Annotated in this window: 14 protein-coding genes; 6 read left to right on the plus strand and 8 right to left on the minus strand. The window is 66.2% G+C overall.

Annotated elements, in window-relative coordinates; all coding sequences use genetic code 11:
* Nucleotides 1-9: 9 nt before the first annotated feature.
* Nucleotides 10-930, minus strand: a complete 921-nt coding sequence (locus ABIE24_RS00970) for a heme o synthase (protein WP_354495910.1) — start codon at nt 928-930, stop codon at nt 10-12.
* A 278-nt stretch (nt 931-1,208) separates the two neighbouring features.
* Between ABIE24_RS00970 and tkt the strand changes: the two genes are divergently transcribed.
* Genes tkt through pgl form a run of 6 tightly spaced genes read left to right on the plus strand, consistent with a single transcriptional unit; the run spans nt 1,209 to nt 9,342 of the window.
* The gene (tkt, locus tag ABIE24_RS00975; RefSeq protein ID WP_354495912.1) at nt 1,209-3,299 is read left to right on the plus strand and encodes a transketolase; all 2,091 of its coding nucleotides are present in this window, start codon (nt 1,209-1,211) and stop codon (nt 3,297-3,299) included.
* A 20-nt stretch (nt 3,300-3,319) separates the two neighbouring features.
* Nucleotides 3,320-4,432: a transaldolase gene (gene tal / locus ABIE24_RS00980; protein WP_354495913.1), complete on the plus strand. Its 1,113-nt coding sequence runs from the start codon at nt 3,320-3,322 to the stop codon at nt 4,430-4,432.
* Nucleotides 4,429-6,039 (plus strand): phosphoglucose isomerase-related protein, encoded by a 1,611-nt coding sequence (locus ABIE24_RS00985; RefSeq protein ID WP_354495915.1) that lies wholly within the window; start codon nt 4,429-4,431, stop codon nt 6,037-6,039. The genes tal and ABIE24_RS00985 overlap by 4 nt, the downstream gene beginning before the upstream one ends.
* Nucleotides 6,040-6,071: 32 nt before the next feature.
* Entirely contained in the window at nt 6,072-7,616 is a 1,545-nt protein-coding gene (zwf, locus tag ABIE24_RS00990) for a glucose-6-phosphate dehydrogenase (protein ID WP_354495917.1), read from the plus strand.
* Nucleotides 7,613-8,575, plus strand: a complete 963-nt coding sequence (locus ABIE24_RS00995) for a glucose-6-phosphate dehydrogenase assembly protein OpcA (RefSeq protein ID WP_354495919.1) — start codon at nt 7,613-7,615, stop codon at nt 8,573-8,575. Before zwf ends, ABIE24_RS00995 begins: the two co-directional genes overlap by 4 nt.
* Nucleotides 8,572-9,342 carry a 6-phosphogluconolactonase gene (gene pgl / locus ABIE24_RS01000; RefSeq protein WP_354495921.1) on the plus strand — a complete coding sequence of 257 codons (771 nt, stop codon included), beginning with the start codon at nt 8,572-8,574 and terminating at the stop codon, nt 9,340-9,342. Before ABIE24_RS00995 ends, pgl begins: the two co-directional genes overlap by 4 nt.
* A gap of 361 nt (nt 9,343-9,703) precedes the next feature.
* On the opposite strand, the gene ABIE24_RS01005 is transcribed toward pgl, so the two are convergent.
* The 7 genes from ABIE24_RS01005 to whiA form a co-directional block, all read right to left on the minus strand.
* Nucleotides 9,704-10,069, minus strand: a complete 366-nt coding sequence (locus ABIE24_RS01005) for an RNA polymerase-binding protein RbpA (RefSeq protein ID WP_354495924.1) — start codon at nt 10,067-10,069, stop codon at nt 9,704-9,706.
* 9 nt (nt 10,070-10,078) lie between these two features.
* On the minus strand, nt 10,079-10,330 hold the full coding sequence (gene secG, locus ABIE24_RS01010; protein WP_354495927.1) for a preprotein translocase subunit SecG: 252 nt from the start codon (nt 10,328-10,330) through the stop codon (nt 10,079-10,081).
* Nucleotides 10,331-10,400: 70 nt separating this feature from the next.
* The gene (gene tpiA, locus ABIE24_RS01015) at nt 10,401-11,195 is read right to left on the minus strand and encodes a triose-phosphate isomerase (protein ID WP_354495929.1); all 795 of its coding nucleotides are present in this window, start codon (nt 11,193-11,195) and stop codon (nt 10,401-10,403) included.
* On the minus strand, nt 11,192-12,409 hold the full coding sequence (locus ABIE24_RS01020) for a phosphoglycerate kinase (protein WP_354495931.1): 1,218 nt from the start codon (nt 12,407-12,409) through the stop codon (nt 11,192-11,194). Before ABIE24_RS01020 ends, tpiA begins: the two co-directional genes overlap by 4 nt.
* A 10-nt stretch (nt 12,410-12,419) precedes the next feature.
* Nucleotides 12,420-13,424 carry a type I glyceraldehyde-3-phosphate dehydrogenase gene (gene gap, locus ABIE24_RS01025; RefSeq protein ID WP_354495933.1) on the minus strand — a complete coding sequence of 335 codons (1,005 nt, stop codon included), beginning with the start codon at nt 13,422-13,424 and terminating at the stop codon, nt 12,420-12,422.
* 102 nt (nt 13,425-13,526) lie between these two features.
* Entirely contained in the window at nt 13,527-14,153 is a 627-nt protein-coding gene (locus tag ABIE24_RS01030; protein ID WP_354495935.1) for a superoxide dismutase, read from the minus strand.
* A gap of 110 nt (nt 14,154-14,263) precedes the next feature.
* On the minus strand, nt 14,264-15,244 hold the full coding sequence (gene whiA / locus ABIE24_RS01035) for a DNA-binding protein WhiA (protein ID WP_354495937.1): 981 nt from the start codon (nt 15,242-15,244) through the stop codon (nt 14,264-14,266).
* Nucleotides 15,245-15,271 lie beyond the last annotated feature (27 nt).

The following is a 15,271-nucleotide window of genomic DNA, read 5'->3' on the forward strand; positions in this document are numbered from 1 at the left end:
GATCCGGCGTCAGAACGGCAGCAGCGGATCGATTCCGACGGCCAGGAACAGCAGCGTGAGGTAGCTGATCGACCCGTGGAAGACGCGCATCGGCGACACCTTCTCGTGGCGGATCGCCAGGTTGTACAGGCGGTGGGTCTCGTAGATGAACCAGCCACCGGATGCCACGGCCACGACCGTGTACACGATCCCCATCGACGCCACAGGCACGAGCAGCAGCGAACACGCGACCGTCGCCCACGCGTACAGGATGACCTGCAGACCGACCTGCGCGCGACCGCGGACCACGGAGAGCATAGGCACTCCGGCCGACTTGTAGTCGTCGCGGTACTTCATCGACAGAGGCCAGTAGTGCGGCGGTGTCCAGAGGAAGACCACGGCGAAGAGGATGAACGGCGCCCAGCCCAGGGAGTTGGCGACGGCGGCCCAGCCGATCAGCACCGGGAAGCAGCCGGCGATCCCGCCCCAGATGATGTTCTGCGAGGTCCAGCGCTTCAGCCAGAGCGTGTAGATCACGACGTAGAAGAAGATGGCCCCGACCGAGAGCGCCGCGGTGAGCGGATTCGTCGTCAGGTACAGCCAGACGGTGGATGCGGCGGCGAGCACCCAGGAAAAGACGAGCGCTTCGCGCGGCGTCAGCACGCCGGTGACGAGCGGCCGGTTGCTCGTGCGCTTCATCACCTTGTCGATGTCGCGGTCGATGTAGCAGTTGAACGCACCGGCCGAGCCGGCGCTGAGCGCTCCGCCGATCACGGTCGCGAGCACGAGCCAGAGGTTCGGGATGCCCCCCTGCGCGAGGATCATCACCGGGACGGTCGTCACCAGGAGGAGTTCCATCACGCGAGGTTTTGTGAGGGAGATGTACCCCTTGACCTTGTCGACGGCGCTCACGCGTTGTGGCGTGACGCGGTCTTCTACAGCAATGTTCATCGCTCCTCTAACCGGTGGCTTGCTCCCCCATTCTAGGCGAGAAGTCCAGAAGGGCATGGCCGCCCGACCGGCTCGCGGTCTGGCGTAACGAACCGGGCACCTGTGTGCAGGGTTCCCTATACTGGAGACGCTCGCCAAACCGTTCGCGGTGCTATTACTTCCTGCTTTCTCCAGGAACAGTCGCGTCCAGCGGAGCCAATGAAGCCAATGTGCGTGATTTCGCGCCTCATCGGCGGGCCAGAGATGGCCCGTCGATTCCGATCAGAAGGGTCACTAAAGTGGCAGCTTTGCAATGGGATTCCATTGACAACACGGCGGTTGACACCGCCCGCCTCCTCGCAGCGGATGCGGTCGAGAAGGTTGGGAACGGCCACCCGGGTACGGCGATGAGCCTCGCCCCCGCCGCCTACCTCCTGTTCCAGAAGGTCATGCGGCGCGACCCGAGCGATCAGCACTGGCTCGGACGGGACCGCTTCGTGCTTTCCGTCGGCCACAGCTCGCTGACGCAGTACGTCCAGCTCTACCTGGGCGGGTACGGCCTCGAACTCGACGACCTCAAGGCGCTGCGCACCTGGGGTTCACTCACCCCCGGTCACCCGGAGTACGGCCACACCGACGGTGTCGAGATCACCACAGGGCCGCTCGGCCAGGGACTGGCCTCCGCTGTCGGCTTCGCCTACGCGGCACGCTACGAACGCGGATTGCTCGACCCGGACACCGCTGCCGGCAAGAGCCCGTTCGACCACTTCGTCTACGTCATCGCCGGCGACGGCGACCTGCAGGAAGGCATCACGAGCGAGGCTTCCTCGCTCGCCGGCCACCAGCAGCTCGGCAACCTCATCGCCATCTACGACAGCAACCAGATCTCGATCGAGGACGACACCAACATCGCCTTCACCGAAGACGTCGCCAAGCGCTATGAGGCGTACCACTGGCACGTGCAGACGGTTGACTGGAAGAAGACCGGCGACTACGTGGAGGACATCCACGCCCTCAACGACGCCATCGAGGCCGCCAAGGCCGAAACCGGCCGCCCCTCACTGATCATCCTCAAGACGATCATCGGCTGGCCCAGCCCGAAGAAGCAGAACACCGGAAAGATCCACGGCTCGGCTCTCGGCGCTGACGAACTCGCCGCGGTGAAGGAAGTCCTCGGTTTCGACCCGGCCGAAAGCTTCGTCGTCGCCGACGAGGTCCTCGCCCACACCCGCAAGGCCGTCGACCGCGGCGCAACCGAGCGTGCCGAATGGCAGAAGGGCTTCGACGCCTGGAAGGCAGCGAACCCGGAGAAGGGCGCCCTGCTTGACCGCCTGCTCACTGGCAACCTTCCCGACGGTGTGGAAGACGCCCTCCCGGTCTTCGAACCTGGCAAGGACGTGTCCACCCGCTCGGCATCAGGAAAGGTCCTCAACGCGCTCGGACCGGTCATCCCGGAACTCTGGGGCGGCTCCGCCGACCTCGCCGAGTCCAACAACACCACCATCGAGGGGGCCGCCTCCTTCGTTCCGAGTGAGCACTCCACCGGTGAGTGGACCGGCAACGAGCATGGTCGCGTACTGCACTTCGGTATCCGCGAGCACGCGATGGGCGCGATCCTCAACGGCATCGCCCTGCACGGCCCCACCCGCGCATACGGTGGAACCTTCCTCATCTTCAGCGACTACATGCGTCCGGCCGTCCGGCTCGCTGCGCTGATGAACGTGCCGTCGATCTTCGTCTGGACCCACGACTCCGTGGCCCTCGGCGAAGACGGCCCGACGCACCAGCCGATCGAACAGCTCGCCACCCTCCGTGCCATCCCGAACCTCGCCGTCGTGCGCCCCGGTGATGCGAACGAGGTCGGCTACGCCTGGCAGGAAATCCTCACCCGCCGTGGCGGCCCCGCCGGTATCGCGCTGACCCGTCAGAACATCCCCGTGTTCGAGCGTGGCGACGGCGAAGCGTCCGGTGAGACCTTCGCGGATGCCTCGTTCGTGGCGAAGGGTGCCTACATCCTCGCTGAGGCGCCGAACGGCACCCCTGACGTGATCCTCATCGCCACCGGCTCCGAGGTCCACCTCGCCGTCGAGGCGCGTGAAGCGCTCAAGTCCGATGGAGTGAACGCGCGCGTCGTCTCCGTACCCTGCGTCGAATGGTTCTCCGAGCAGGATGCCGCCTACCAGGAGAAGGTCCTCCCGAAGGCAATCACCGCGCGGGTCTCGGTCGAGGCCGGCCTGGCGCTGGGCTGGCGGGACATCGTCGGCGACGCCGGCCGTTCCGTGTCGATCGAGCACTTCGGAGCATCCGCCGACTACAAGACCCTCTTCCGCGAGTTCGGCATCACCACTGAAGCCGTCGTCGCCGCCGCTAAAGAATCGCTCGGCAAGTAACGCCGGGCACTAGGAGAATCATGACTGAGAACACCCCCACCGCCCAGCTTTCCACCGCCGGCGTCAGCATCTGGCTCGACGACCTGTCCCGCGACCGCATGGACTCGGGCAGCCTGCAGCAGCTCATCGACACGCGCAACGTCGTCGGCGTCACCACCAACCCGACGATCTTCGCCGCGGCGCTCAGCAAGGGCGAGAGCTACGCCAAGCAGGTCTCCGAACTCGCCGCAGCCGGCAAGGACGTCACCGAGGCGGTCTTCGAGATCACCACCGCAGACGTCTCACGCGCTGCCGACCTGTTCCGGCCGATCTACGACGCCTCACACGGATTCGACGGCCGGGTCTCGATCGAGGTCGAGCCCCGCCTCGCCCACGACGCCGCAGCCACCATCGCTGAGGCGAAGGAACTCTGGGCCAAGATCGACAAGCCCAACGTGATGATCAAGATCCCCGCCACCGTCGAGGGCCTCGAAGCGATCACTGCGGCGATCTCCGCGGGGATCAGCGTCAACGTCACGCTCATCTTCAGCCTCCAGCGTTACCGCGAGGTCATGAACGCGTACCTGACCGGTCTCGAGCAGGCCAAGGCGGCCGGCATCGACCTGTCGACCATCCACTCCGTCGCCTCGTTCTTCGTGTCGCGCGTCGACACCGAGATCGACAAGCGCCTCGTGGCCGTCGGCACCGACGAGGCCCTCGCGCTCAAGAGCAAAGCGGGTGTCGCAAACGCGCAGCTCGCCTACGAAGTGTTCGAGCAGACCTTCGCTTCCGAGCGTGCAGCGGGTCTCCTCGCCGCCGGCGCCAACAAGCAGCGTCCGCTGTGGGCATCGACCGGTGTCAAGGACCCGAGCCTTCCCGACACCCTCTACGTGACCCAGCTCGTCGCTGACGGCGTCGTCAACACCATGCCGGAGAAGACCCTCGAGGCCACCTTCGACCACGGCCAGATCGACGGCGACACCGTCACCGGTTCGTACGCCGAGGCCAACAAGGTCCTCGACGCGATCGCCGGCCTGGGTATCTCGTACGACGAGGTCACCGCGCTGCTCGAGAAGGAAGGCGTTGAGAAGTTCATCGTCTCCTGGAACGAACTCCTCGACACCGTCACGCAGGCACTGGCGGCCGCAAAATGAGCTTCAAGATCCACGTCTCCGGCGCCGCGAAGGCTGCCGTGGACGCGGTCGTCCCCACGCTCGTGGCCGACATGGTCGCTTCGGGGATCACCGGACAGGACGCCGCACTGTGGGGTCCTGAGGCGGAAGAGGAGGCGTCCAAGCGACTCGGCTGGACCGAGGCGACCAGCGTTTCGCGCCCCCTCGTCGCTCAGATCGAGGCGCTTCGCGCCGAGCTGACGGATGCCGGTGTCGAACACGTCGTTCTCGCCGGGATGGGCGGCTCGTCGCTCGCACCCGAGGTGATCACCCGCACGCTCGGCGGCAACCTCACCGTCCTCGACTCGACAGCACCCGGGCAGGTCCTTGCGGCCCTCGCCGACAGGCTGGAGGCATCCGTCCTCGTCGTCTCGTCGAAGTCCGGGTCGACCGTCGAGACCGACAGCCAGCGTCGCGCGTACGAGAAGGCGTTCACCGACGCCGGGATCGACCCCCGGGGTCGCATCATCGTCGTCACCGACCCGGGCTCGCCGCTTGACGCGTCGGCCCGCGAGGCCGGTTACCGGGTCTTCAACGCGGACCCGAACGTCGGCGGCCGGTACTCGGCGCTCACCGCGTTCGGCCTCGTGCCGTCCGGGCTGGCCGGCGTCGATGTCGGCGCGCTCCTCGACGAGGCCGATTCGGTCGCCGTCGAATTGTCGATCGACGACAAGCACAACCCGGGCCTGATCCTCGGCGCCGCCATCGCCGGGACCTCTCCGCTTCGCGACAAGCTCGCGATCGTCGCTGACGGAACCCACATCGTCGGGTTCGCCGACTGGGCCGAGCAGCTCATCGCTGAGTCCACCGGCAAGCAGGGCACAGGGCTGCTGCCCGTCGTCGTCGACACGTTCGCGCCTGAACTCTCCGGCGAGTACGCCGACGTTCAGGTGGTCCGGCTGGTTGACGACGCCGACGCCGTGCACCTGTTCCCCCGGGACCGCCACGAGGGTGAGATCCTCGTCTCCGGCACCCTCGGCGCGCAGATCCTGGTCTGGGAGTATGCGACCGTCATCGCCGGCCGCATCCTCGGGATCAACCCGTACGACCAGCCCGACGTGGAATCGGCGAAGATCGCCACCCGCGGCCTCCTCGACGCCCGCCCCGAACCAACCGAGCCGCTGTTCTCCGAGAACGGCATCGAGGTGCGCGGTAACGCCGCAGTTCTCGGTGGCGCGACGACGGTGAAGCAGGCGGTCGACGCGCTTGTCGCCCAGCTCGACGACAACGGGTACCTCGCGGTCCAGGCGTATGTCGACCGGGTGGCGCTTCCCCAGCTGGAAGGCATCCGGAGCATGCTCGCGGGTATCGCCGGACGGCCTGTCACCTTCGGGTGGGGCCCCCGGTTCCTGCACTCCACCGGCCAGTTCCACAAGGGTGGCCCGGCGGTGGGCGTGTTCCTGCAGATCACGCAGGACTCCCCCACCGACCTGGAGGTTCCCGGTCGACCGTTCACCTTCGGCCAGCTGCTTCAGGCACAGGCCCAGGGCGACGCCAGTGTGCTGGCGGATGCCGGCCGACCGGTCGTCACTCTGCACCTGACGGACCCTGAAAACAACATCGTGTCACTGTTTGAGGCCATCAACTAGCTCACGCTGGTTGGCCGTTACCGAGGAGCTGCATGTCCCCCGTGGATATCACCCCCGAGTCCAATCCCCTGCGGTTGGATTCTGATCGTCGTCTGAACCGCATTGCCGGCCCGAGCGGGCTCATCATCTTCGGCGTGACAGGAGACCTGTCACGCAAGAAGCTGATGCCCGCCGTCTACGACCTCGCGAACCGAGGCCTGCTTCCTCCCGGTTTCTCCCTGGTCGGTTTCGCCAGGCGGGACTGGGAGGACCAGGACTTCGAGGAAGTCGTGCACGAGGCCGTCAAGGCTTATGCACGGACCGAGTACCGGGAGGAAGTCTGGAAACAGCTTGCGCAGGGCATCCGTTTCGTCTCCGGTGAATTCGGCGACGATTCGGCGTTCGAACAGCTGAAGGAAACCGTCCGGAAGCTCGACGCCGAACGCGGCACCATGGGCAACCACGCGTTCTACCTGTCGATCCCCCCGAAGGCGTTCCCGACGGTCACCGAACAGCTGCGCCGCTCCGGACTGGCGGATGCCAGCGACGGCCAGTGGCGCCGCGTTGTCATCGAGAAACCGTTCGGGTCGGACCTCAAGACAGCACGTGAGCTGAACACCGTCGTCGAGTCGGTGTTCCCGCCGGACTCGGTGTTCCGGATCGACCACTACCTGGGCAAGGAGACGGTGCAGAACATTCTGGCGTTGCGCTTCGCCAACCAGATGTTCGAACCGATCTGGAACTCGAACTACGTCGACCACGTGCAGATCAGCATGGCCGAGGACATCGGGGTCGGCGGACGGGCCGGGTACTACGACGGAATCGGCGCCGCGCGCGACGTCATCCAGAACCACATCCTGCAGCTCCTCGCCCTCACCGCGATGGAGGAGCCTCTCTCGTTCGACGCGAAGGATCTTCGTGCCGAGAAGGAGAAGGTCCTGGCTGCAGTGAGCCTGCCGGACGACCTCGGTACGGCGACCGCTCGCGGGCAGTACGCCGGCGGCTGGCAGGGCGGCGAAAAGGTGCCCGGCTTCCTCGAGGAGGACGGCATGTCGCCCGAGTCGACGACCGAGACCTACGCCGCCATGCGCCTCGACATCAAGACCCGGCGCTGGGACGGCGTCCCGTTCTACCTGCGGGCCGGCAAACGCCTCGGTCGGCGGGTGACGGAGATCGCGGTTGTCTTCAAGCGGGCGCCGCAGTTCCTCTTCGCCGAAAGCCAGACGTCCGAGCTCGGTCAGAACGCCCTCGTCATCCGGGTGCAGCCCGATGAAGGCGTGACCATCCGCTTCGGATCGAAGGTCCCGGGCGCCGGGACGCAGGTGCGCGACGTCACGATGGACTTCGGCTACGGCCACGCCTTCACCGAGGCGAGCCCCGAGGCCTACGAGCGGCTCATCCTCGACGTGCTGCTCGGCGACCCGCCGCTGTTCCCGCGTCACCAGGAAGTCGAACTGTCGTGGAAGATCCTCGACCCGATCGAGGAATACTGGGCCGCCCAGGGCGGTCCGCTCGAACAGTACCTGCCGGGCTCCTGGGGCCCGAACTCCGCCGACGAGCTCCTCGCTCGCGATGGACGCACCTGGAGGCGACCATGATTGTCGATCTGCCCGACACCACGATCAGCAAACTCTCGAAGAAGCTCGTCACCCTGCGGGAAGACGGAGGCGCCGTCGCGCTCGGTCGCGTGCTCACGCTCGTCATCGTCTCGCAGCTCGGCGAAGAGGAAGAAGCGATCGAAGCCGCCAACGACGCGTCGCGAGAGCACCCGATGCGTGTGCTCGTGTTCTCACGCATCCCGGGTGGCGCGAACGAAGCGGCGAAGATCGACGCCCAGATCCGGGTCGGCGGCGACGCCGGCGCGAGCGAGGTCATCATCCTCCGGGCGTACGGTGAGGCTGCCGGCAACGAAGTGAGCCTCATCAACGGCTTGCTCCTGCCCGACGCCCCCGTTGTCGCCTGGTGGCCGATCGAGGCGCCCGGGGATGTCGCCAACACCGCCATCGGGCAGATCGCCCAGCGGCGCATCACCGATGCATCGGAACACGAGGACCCGCACGCGGCCCTTCTCGATCTTTCCCGTTCGTACGCACCCGGCGACACCGACTTCGCCTGGACAAGGCTCACCCTCTGGCGGGCACAGCTCGCCGCCGTGCTGGACCAGCCACCGTATGAGCCCGTGACGGGTGTGACGGTCGCCGGTGCGGCAGATTCAGCGTCCACCGTGCTGATTGCCGCCTGGCTGCAGATGCAGCTCCAGGTCCCTGTGGTGCAGGAATTGACCCCGCGTGGTTCGGGCGACACCGGCATCCACGGGGTGCGGCTGTCCCGTGCCAGCGGTGACATCGTGCTCGAACGCCCGCACGGCACCGTCGCAAAGCTCACCCAGTCGAACCAGCCGACGCACGAGCTCAGCCTGCCGCGACGGAACCTTCGCGACTGCCTCGCCGAAGAGCTGCGCCGACTCGACCCGGATCCGTTGTACGGTGAGGTGATCACCAAGGGTGTGCGCCAGCTCGCAGTGGAGAGCGCCACCGGGGAAGGTAAAACTCAATGACGAATGAACGACGCGTGCTCGTGCATGCTGACAGCGACGCCCTGGCGGCTTCCATCACGGCTCGGTTCCTGACCAAGACCGTCGACCTGCTCGACGAACTCGACCGGGTGAACCTCGTGCTCGAGGGAGGCCGTGTCGCACTCAAAGTGCTGGCTGCCATCAACGCCTCACCCGCCCGGGACAGCGTCGACTGGTCCCGGGTGCACGTCTGGTGGGGCGACGAGCGCTGGCTGCCGGCCGGGGATCCGGAACGCAATGAGGTGAAGGCGCGCGAGGCGCTGCTCGACCATATCGCCATCCCGGCTGCCAACATCCACGCCTGTGCGCCCTCAGATGGTCCGCTCGATCTCGACCAGGCAGCGGCGGCGTACGCGGAAGAACTCGCCGCTCACGCTGACGGGGACAATGCGCTGCCGCGATTCGACATCACGTTTCTGGGGGTCGGTCCCGACGGCCACACGGCGTCGCTGTTCCCTGATCGGCCGGAGGTTCTCGAACGCGAGGCGACGGTCGTCGCGGTGCGCAACTCCCCCAAGCCGCCGCCTGAGCGCATCAGCCTGACCCGTCCGGCGATCAATTCGTCGCAGCGGATCTGGGTGGCACTCTCAGGGGCGGACAAGGCCTCGGTCCTCGGGCTCGCCCTCGCCGGTGCCGCATACACCGAGGTTCCGATCGCCGGCATGAAGGGTCGCAAGCGCACGGTGTTCTTCGTCGACGCCGACGCAGCATCCGAAGTTCCAGAGAGCCTCATCGCGCCCGCCTACTGACGCGTCGCATCCGGCGTCGTGAGCTGGAGGTCGCGCGGGTGTTTCTGGTTCACGCGGGCGATATATCGCCCGCGCTACGCCGTTTGACCCGCGTAGCGCCGATTTCGCGCCGGCGGTGCACCCCGTCAGCGGCGGGGTGTCCCTCCGCAACGGGCGGAGCCGAGATCAACGGCGCGGGTGTGTCTGCTTCGCGCGGGCGAACCTTCGCCCGCGCCACGCCGTTTGACCCGCGCAGCCTCTCAGGCGGGCGGGCTTCCGCGCCGAAAACAGACGAAAGAGCCCCTGTCCGAGGACAGACGAAAGAGCCCCTGTCCGAGGACAGGGGCTCTTTCGTCGCTCCGGCCGGAGCCGGATGAGCTTCTTACTGGGCTGACGCCGTTCCGCGCCGCGCGCGGAGCTGCTGCAGCGCCTCATCGAGAAGAGCCTCAGCTTCTTCTTCGGTGCGACGTTCCTTCACGTACGCCAGGTGAGTCTTGTACGGCTCGAGCTTGGCGACCTCAGGCGGGTTGGCCTGGTTGCGCCCGGCCGGAAGGCCGGACGACGGGCTGTCGATGGTCTCAGGGATCTCTTCATCGGGAAGGCTGGCAGAGAAATGCCGAATCGTCTCGTTGCCGAGGATGTCCCAGTACGAGACTGCGACACGATCAGCATGGAAGCCATGGTCCTGCTCGCCCATCGGGCCTGCACCCACGCGTGAACCACGAATTGCGCTACCTCCGGCAGCCATATGTTCCTCCTACACGCCCGCGGAGAACTTGGTGATGAGACCAAGCGCAACGATCGAGCTGAACCAAACGAGTGCGAGTACGACAGTGAACCGGTTGAGGTTACGCTCGGCTACACCGGACGAGCCGAGGCTCGAACCCATGCCGCCGCCGAACATATCCGACAGTCCACCGCCACGCCCCTTGTGCAAGAGGATGAGGAATGTGAGCAAGAGGCTCGTGATTCCGAGCACCACTTGCAGAACGACCTGAAGTATCTCCACAAAGGACCTTTCATGTGGCGGCCATGGAGTTCCATGCACCGCGCTCAATTATAGCGTGAGCGTGCGCCGGTCAGAGTCCGACGTGCTTCTGGTACCGGACGATGCTCGAGAACTCGGTCAGGTCGAGGCTGGCCCCGCCGACAAGCGCTCCGTCCACGTTCGGTTCACGCATGAAGCCGGCGATGTTGGACGCCTTCACCGATCCGCCATAGAGGATGCGTGTCTTCTGCGCGACGTCCTCCCCGAGGGTCTCGACCAGGACGGCGCGCAATGCTGCGGCCACCTGCTCCGCCTGCTCGGGTGTGGCCGCCTGACCGGAGCCGATCGCCCAGACCGGCTCGTACGCCACGACGATGTCGACGGTGGATGTGATGCCGGCCAGTGCAGCCTTGAGCTGTGCGACCGGCACGGCGCTGGGACCATGCTTCTCGAGGTCCTCGGCCGTCTCGCCCACGCAGATGATCGGCACGAGGTTGTGCTTCAGAGCCGCACGGACCTTGCCGGCAACCTGTTCATCCGACTCGGCGTGCAACGTGCGACGCTCCGAGTGTCCGATCAGGACATACGTGCAGTCGAGGCCGGCGAGGAACGCACCGGAGATCTCACCGGTGTACGCGCCCGAGTCGTGTTCGGACAGGTCCTGTGCCCCAAACGCGATCGGCAGCTTGTCCGCTGCCACGAGCGTCTGCACGCTGCGAAGGTCGGTGAACGGCGGGAAGACCGCCACCTCGACGCTCGCGACGTCGTGCTTGGCATCCGCCAGGCCCCACGCCAGTTTCTGAACGAAAGCGATGGCCTGGAGGTGGTCCAGGTTCATCTTCCAGTTGCCCGCGATCAGCGGGGTCCGTCGCACGGATCCGGTCATTGCTGCCATCCCAAAATCTCCAGTCCGGGAAGCCGCTTGCCCTCGAGGAATTCGAGACTCGCGCCACCTCCGGTCGATATGTGTCCGAATTGGTCGTCATCGAATCCGAGGGCGCGCACAGCGGCTGCTGAGTCGCCACCGCCCACGACGCTGAGGCCGTCGACGTCGGTGAGCGCCTGCGCGACAGCCTGCGTTCCCGCAGCGAAGGGTGCGAGTTCGAAGACGCCCATGGGGCCGTTCCAGAACACCGTCTTCGATGAACGGATGATGTCGGCGAAGCGGGCGGACGTGTCAGGCCCGATGTCCAGGCCGAGGCCCGATGCGCCGAACGGAGTCTTCTCGATCGCGTCAGCGGGCTGCACGACGTGCTCCGCATCCGCGCTGAACGCGGCCGCAACGACGACGTCCGTCGGCAGGACGATGTCCACGCCGAGTTTCTCTGCCTCAGCCAGGTAGCCCCTGACGGTGTCGAGCTGGTCCTCTTCGAGGAGGCTCGAGCCGACTTTGTGGCCCTGGGCGGCAAGGAACGTGAAGAGCATTCCGCCACCGATGAGGAGCGTGTTGACCCGCGGCAGCAGGTGACCGATCACGCCGAGCTTGTCTGAGACCTTCGAACCGCCGAGGACGACCGTGTACGGGCGCTCAGGCGACTCGGTGAGCCGGTCGAGCACTTCGAGCTCTGTGGAGATGAGCAAGCCCGCCGCACTGGGCAGGAGCTTCGGCAGCTCGTAGACGCTGGCCTGTTTGCGGTGGACGACGCCAAACCCGTCCGAGACGAACGCGTCGCCAAAGGAGGCGAGCTTCTCGGCGAAAGCGGTCCGATCTGCCTCGTCCTTGCTGGTCTCCCCCGGGTTGAACCGGAGGTTCTCGAGCACGGCGACCTGGCCGTCCCCGAGCGCGCCGACAACTTTCTGAGCGTCGGCGCCGACCGTGTCAGAGGCGAAGGACACATCTGAGCCGAGCAGTTCGGAGAGACGCTTCGCCACGGGAGCGAGGCTGTACCGGGCGTCGGGCGCACCCTCGGGGCGACCGAGGTGCGACACGACGACGACGCGGGCCCCCGCGTCGAGGAGCGTTTTCAGCGTGGGCAGCGATGCGCGCACGCGCCCGTCGTCGGTGATAACCCCGTCCTGGAGAGGAACGTTGAGGTCACACCGAACGACGATGCGCGTGCCGGCTAGCGAGCCCAGCGATTCGAGAGTGCGAAGCGACACGGCTGCGTCTCTAGAGACGGTCTGCGACGTACTCGGTGAGGTCGACAAGGCGGTTGGAGTAACCCCACTCGTTGTCGTACCAGCTCACGAGCTTGACCTGGTTTCCCATGACGCGCAGCAGGCCGGCGTCGAAGATCGACGAGTGCGGGTCGGTGACGATGTCGCTGGAGACGATCTCGTCCTCGGTGTACAGCAGGATGCCCTTGAGGGGGCCTTCCGCTGCCGTCTTGTACGCGGCCTTGACCTCGTCGACGGTGACCGGGCGCGACGACTCGACGGTGAGGTCGGTGATCGAACCGGTGGGCACGGGAACGCGCAGCGCGAAGCCGTCGAGCTTGCCCTTGAGCTCCGGGAGGACGAGGCCGATGGCCTTCGCTGCTCCGGTGGAGGTCGGGACGATGTTGACGCCAGCGGCGCGTGCGCGGCGGAGGTCGCTGTGCGGGCCGTCCTGGAGGTTCTGGTCAGCGGTGTAGGCGTGGACCGTGGTCATCAGGCCGCGTTCGATGCCGAACGCGTCGTTGAAGACCTTCGCGAGCGGCGCGAGGCAGTTGGTCGTGCACGACGCGTTGGAGATGATGTGGTGGTTCTCCGGGTCGTACAGGTCTTCGTTGACGCCCATGACGAAGGTGGCGTCTTCGCCGGTGGCCGGGGCGGAGATGAGGACCTTCTTGGCGCCTGCTGCGATGTGCTTCTTCGCGTCGACGGCCTTGGTGAAGAACCCGGTGGACTCGATGACGATGTCGACGCCCAGTTCGCCCCAGGGGAGGTTGGCGGGGTCGCGCTCCGAGAAGACCTTGATGGCCTTGCCGTTGACGGTGATCTTCTCTTCGTCGAACTCGACGGTCGCGTCAAGGCGGCCGGTGATGGAGTCGTATTTGAGGAGGTGCGCAAGAGTCTTGTTATCGGTGAGGTCGTTGACCGCGACGATTTCGAGGTCGCTGCCTTTAGCGAGAGCTGCGCGGAAGTAGTTGCGGCCGATGCGGCCGAACCCGTTGATGCCGATCTTTACGGACAAGGATCTCTCCTGTTTCTGTGGCGCCGAGGCGCGTTCTTGATGTTGAACTGTGGGGTGGAAGAAGGAAATGGTCGTCCGGGGAACCCCGGACGACCATGTCGGTTATGACAGTAGCAGGAGCCCGGCGGTCTTCTCACGGGCGGTGAGGAAGCGCTTTTCGACGTTCTCCCAGTTGGTGATGTTCCAGAACGCCTTGACGTAGTCGGCGCGGACGTTCTTGTAGTCGAGGTAATACGCGTGCTCCCAGACGTCGAGCATCAGCACCGGGACGGTGCCGGCGGCGAAGTTGGACTGCTGGTCGAAGAACTGCTGGACGATGAGCTTCTGCCCGATCGAGTCCCAGGCGAGGACGGCCCAGCCGGAACCCTGCACGCCGAGGGCCGCCGCGGTGAAGTGCGCGCGGAACTTGTCGAACGAGCCGAAGAACTCGTCGATTGCCGAAGCGAGGTCACCGGTCGGCTTGTCGCCGCCGTTCGGTGAGAGGTTGGTCCAGAAGATCGAGTGGTTGACGTGGCCGCCGAGGTTGAAGGCGAGGTCCTTCTCGAGCTTGTTCACATTGGCGAGGTTGTCGGAATCCCGAGCCTCGGCCAGCTGTGCCAGCGCGGTGTTCGCGCCGGTCACGTAGGCCTGGTGGTGCTTCGAGTGGTGCAGTTCCATGATGGCCCCTGAGATACTCGGCTCGAGTGCCGAGTAGTCGTATGCGAGGTCCGGGAGGGTGTATTCAGCCATTTGGTATGTCTCCTCTTCTTGTGCCGGCGGCCGCGGGTGTAGCGGCGCAGGCCGACTTTTCCAGTCTAGTCAGGTCGCCTCAGCCGGTGGGGGCACAGACGGGGCACGGTTCAGACGTCGTCGAGGCCGGGGGGCAGGTTGGCATCGGTTCCGGGAAGGCCGAGATCCTCGGCCCGCTTGTCCGCCATGGCCAGGAGGCGGCGAATCCTTCCGGCGATGGCATCCTTCGTCATCGGCGGGTCCGCGTGGTGGCCGAGCTCGTCGAGACTGGCGTCTCGGAAGCTCAGTCGGAGTTCGCCCGCGTAACGCAGGTGCTCCGGGATGTCGTCGCTGAGGATCTCCATGGCCCGTTCGACGCGGGCACAGGCGGCGACAGCGGCCTGAGCCGAGCGGCGCAGGTTGGCATCGTCGAAGTTGACCAGCCGGTTGGCGGTCGCCCGGACCTCGCGGCGCTGCCGCAGTTCCTCCCATGCCTTCACGGTGCCGTGGGCGCCCATCAGCACGAGCATGGCGCTGATCGCTTCACCGTCGCGGATGACGACACGGTGCACGCCGCGAACTTCGCGTGCCTTGGCTGCGACGCCGAGGCGGCCCGCGGCGCCGACGAGCGCCATTGCCGACTCGTTGCCCGGGCAGGTGATCTCGAGGGCGGCGGAGCGTCCGGGATCGGTGAGGCTCCCCGCTGCGAGGAATGCTCCACGCCAGACCGCGGCGAGTTCGGCTTTGGTGCCGGTGGTGAGCCGGTTGGGCAGGCCGCGGATCGGGCGGCGCCGTGCGTCGAGCAGCCCGGTCTGGCGTGCGAGGGTCTCGCCGCCTTCCTGAACGCGCACCAGGTAGGACTCGCCCCTGCGGGTTCCTGAGCCGCTGATCATGCTGACGTCGCTGCGCACACCGTAGAGCTCGGCGAGATCCTTGCGGATGCGTCGAGCGAGCTGCGGGGTCTCCAGCTCGGATTCGATGGCGATGCGGCTCGAGATGAGGTGGAGCCCACCGCTGAAGCGGAGGATCGAGGTGAGTTCGGCAGCCCGCACGGCTGTCTTGGCTTCCACGATCCCGGCCAGTTCTTCTTTGACCTCAGCAGTCAGTGCCAATCGTTGTCCTATCTCGTGTGTTGAAGT

It is taken from the genome of Mycetocola sp. 2940, assembly GCF_040548835.1.
Lineage (GTDB): Bacteria > Actinomycetota > Actinomycetes > Actinomycetales > Microbacteriaceae > Mycetocola_A.

Coding starts and splice junctions, on each gene's coding strand:
- ABIE24_RS00970 (WP_354495910.1), bottom strand. CDS start 930: ATGAACATTGCTGTAGAAGACCGCGTCACGCCACAACGCGTGAGCGCC.
- tal (WP_354495913.1), top strand. CDS start 3,320: ATGACTGAGAACACCCCCACCGCCCAGCTTTCCACCGCCGGCGTCAGC.
- ABIE24_RS00985 (WP_354495915.1), top strand. CDS start 4,429: ATGAGCTTCAAGATCCACGTCTCCGGCGCCGCGAAGGCTGCCGTGGAC.
- zwf (WP_354495917.1), top strand. CDS start 6,072: ATGTCCCCCGTGGATATCACCCCCGAGTCCAATCCCCTGCGGTTGGAT.
- ABIE24_RS00995 (WP_354495919.1), top strand. CDS start 7,613: ATGATTGTCGATCTGCCCGACACCACGATCAGCAAACTCTCGAAGAAG.
- pgl (WP_354495921.1), top strand. CDS start 8,572: ATGACGAATGAACGACGCGTGCTCGTGCATGCTGACAGCGACGCCCTG.
- ABIE24_RS01005 (WP_354495924.1), bottom strand. CDS start 10,069: ATGGCTGCCGGAGGTAGCGCAATTCGTGGTTCACGCGTGGGTGCAGGC.
- tpiA (WP_354495929.1), bottom strand. CDS start 11,195: ATGACCGGATCCGTGCGACGGACCCCGCTGATCGCGGGCAACTGGAAG.
- ABIE24_RS01030 (WP_354495935.1), bottom strand. CDS start 14,153: ATGGCTGAATACACCCTCCCGGACCTCGCATACGACTACTCGGCACTC.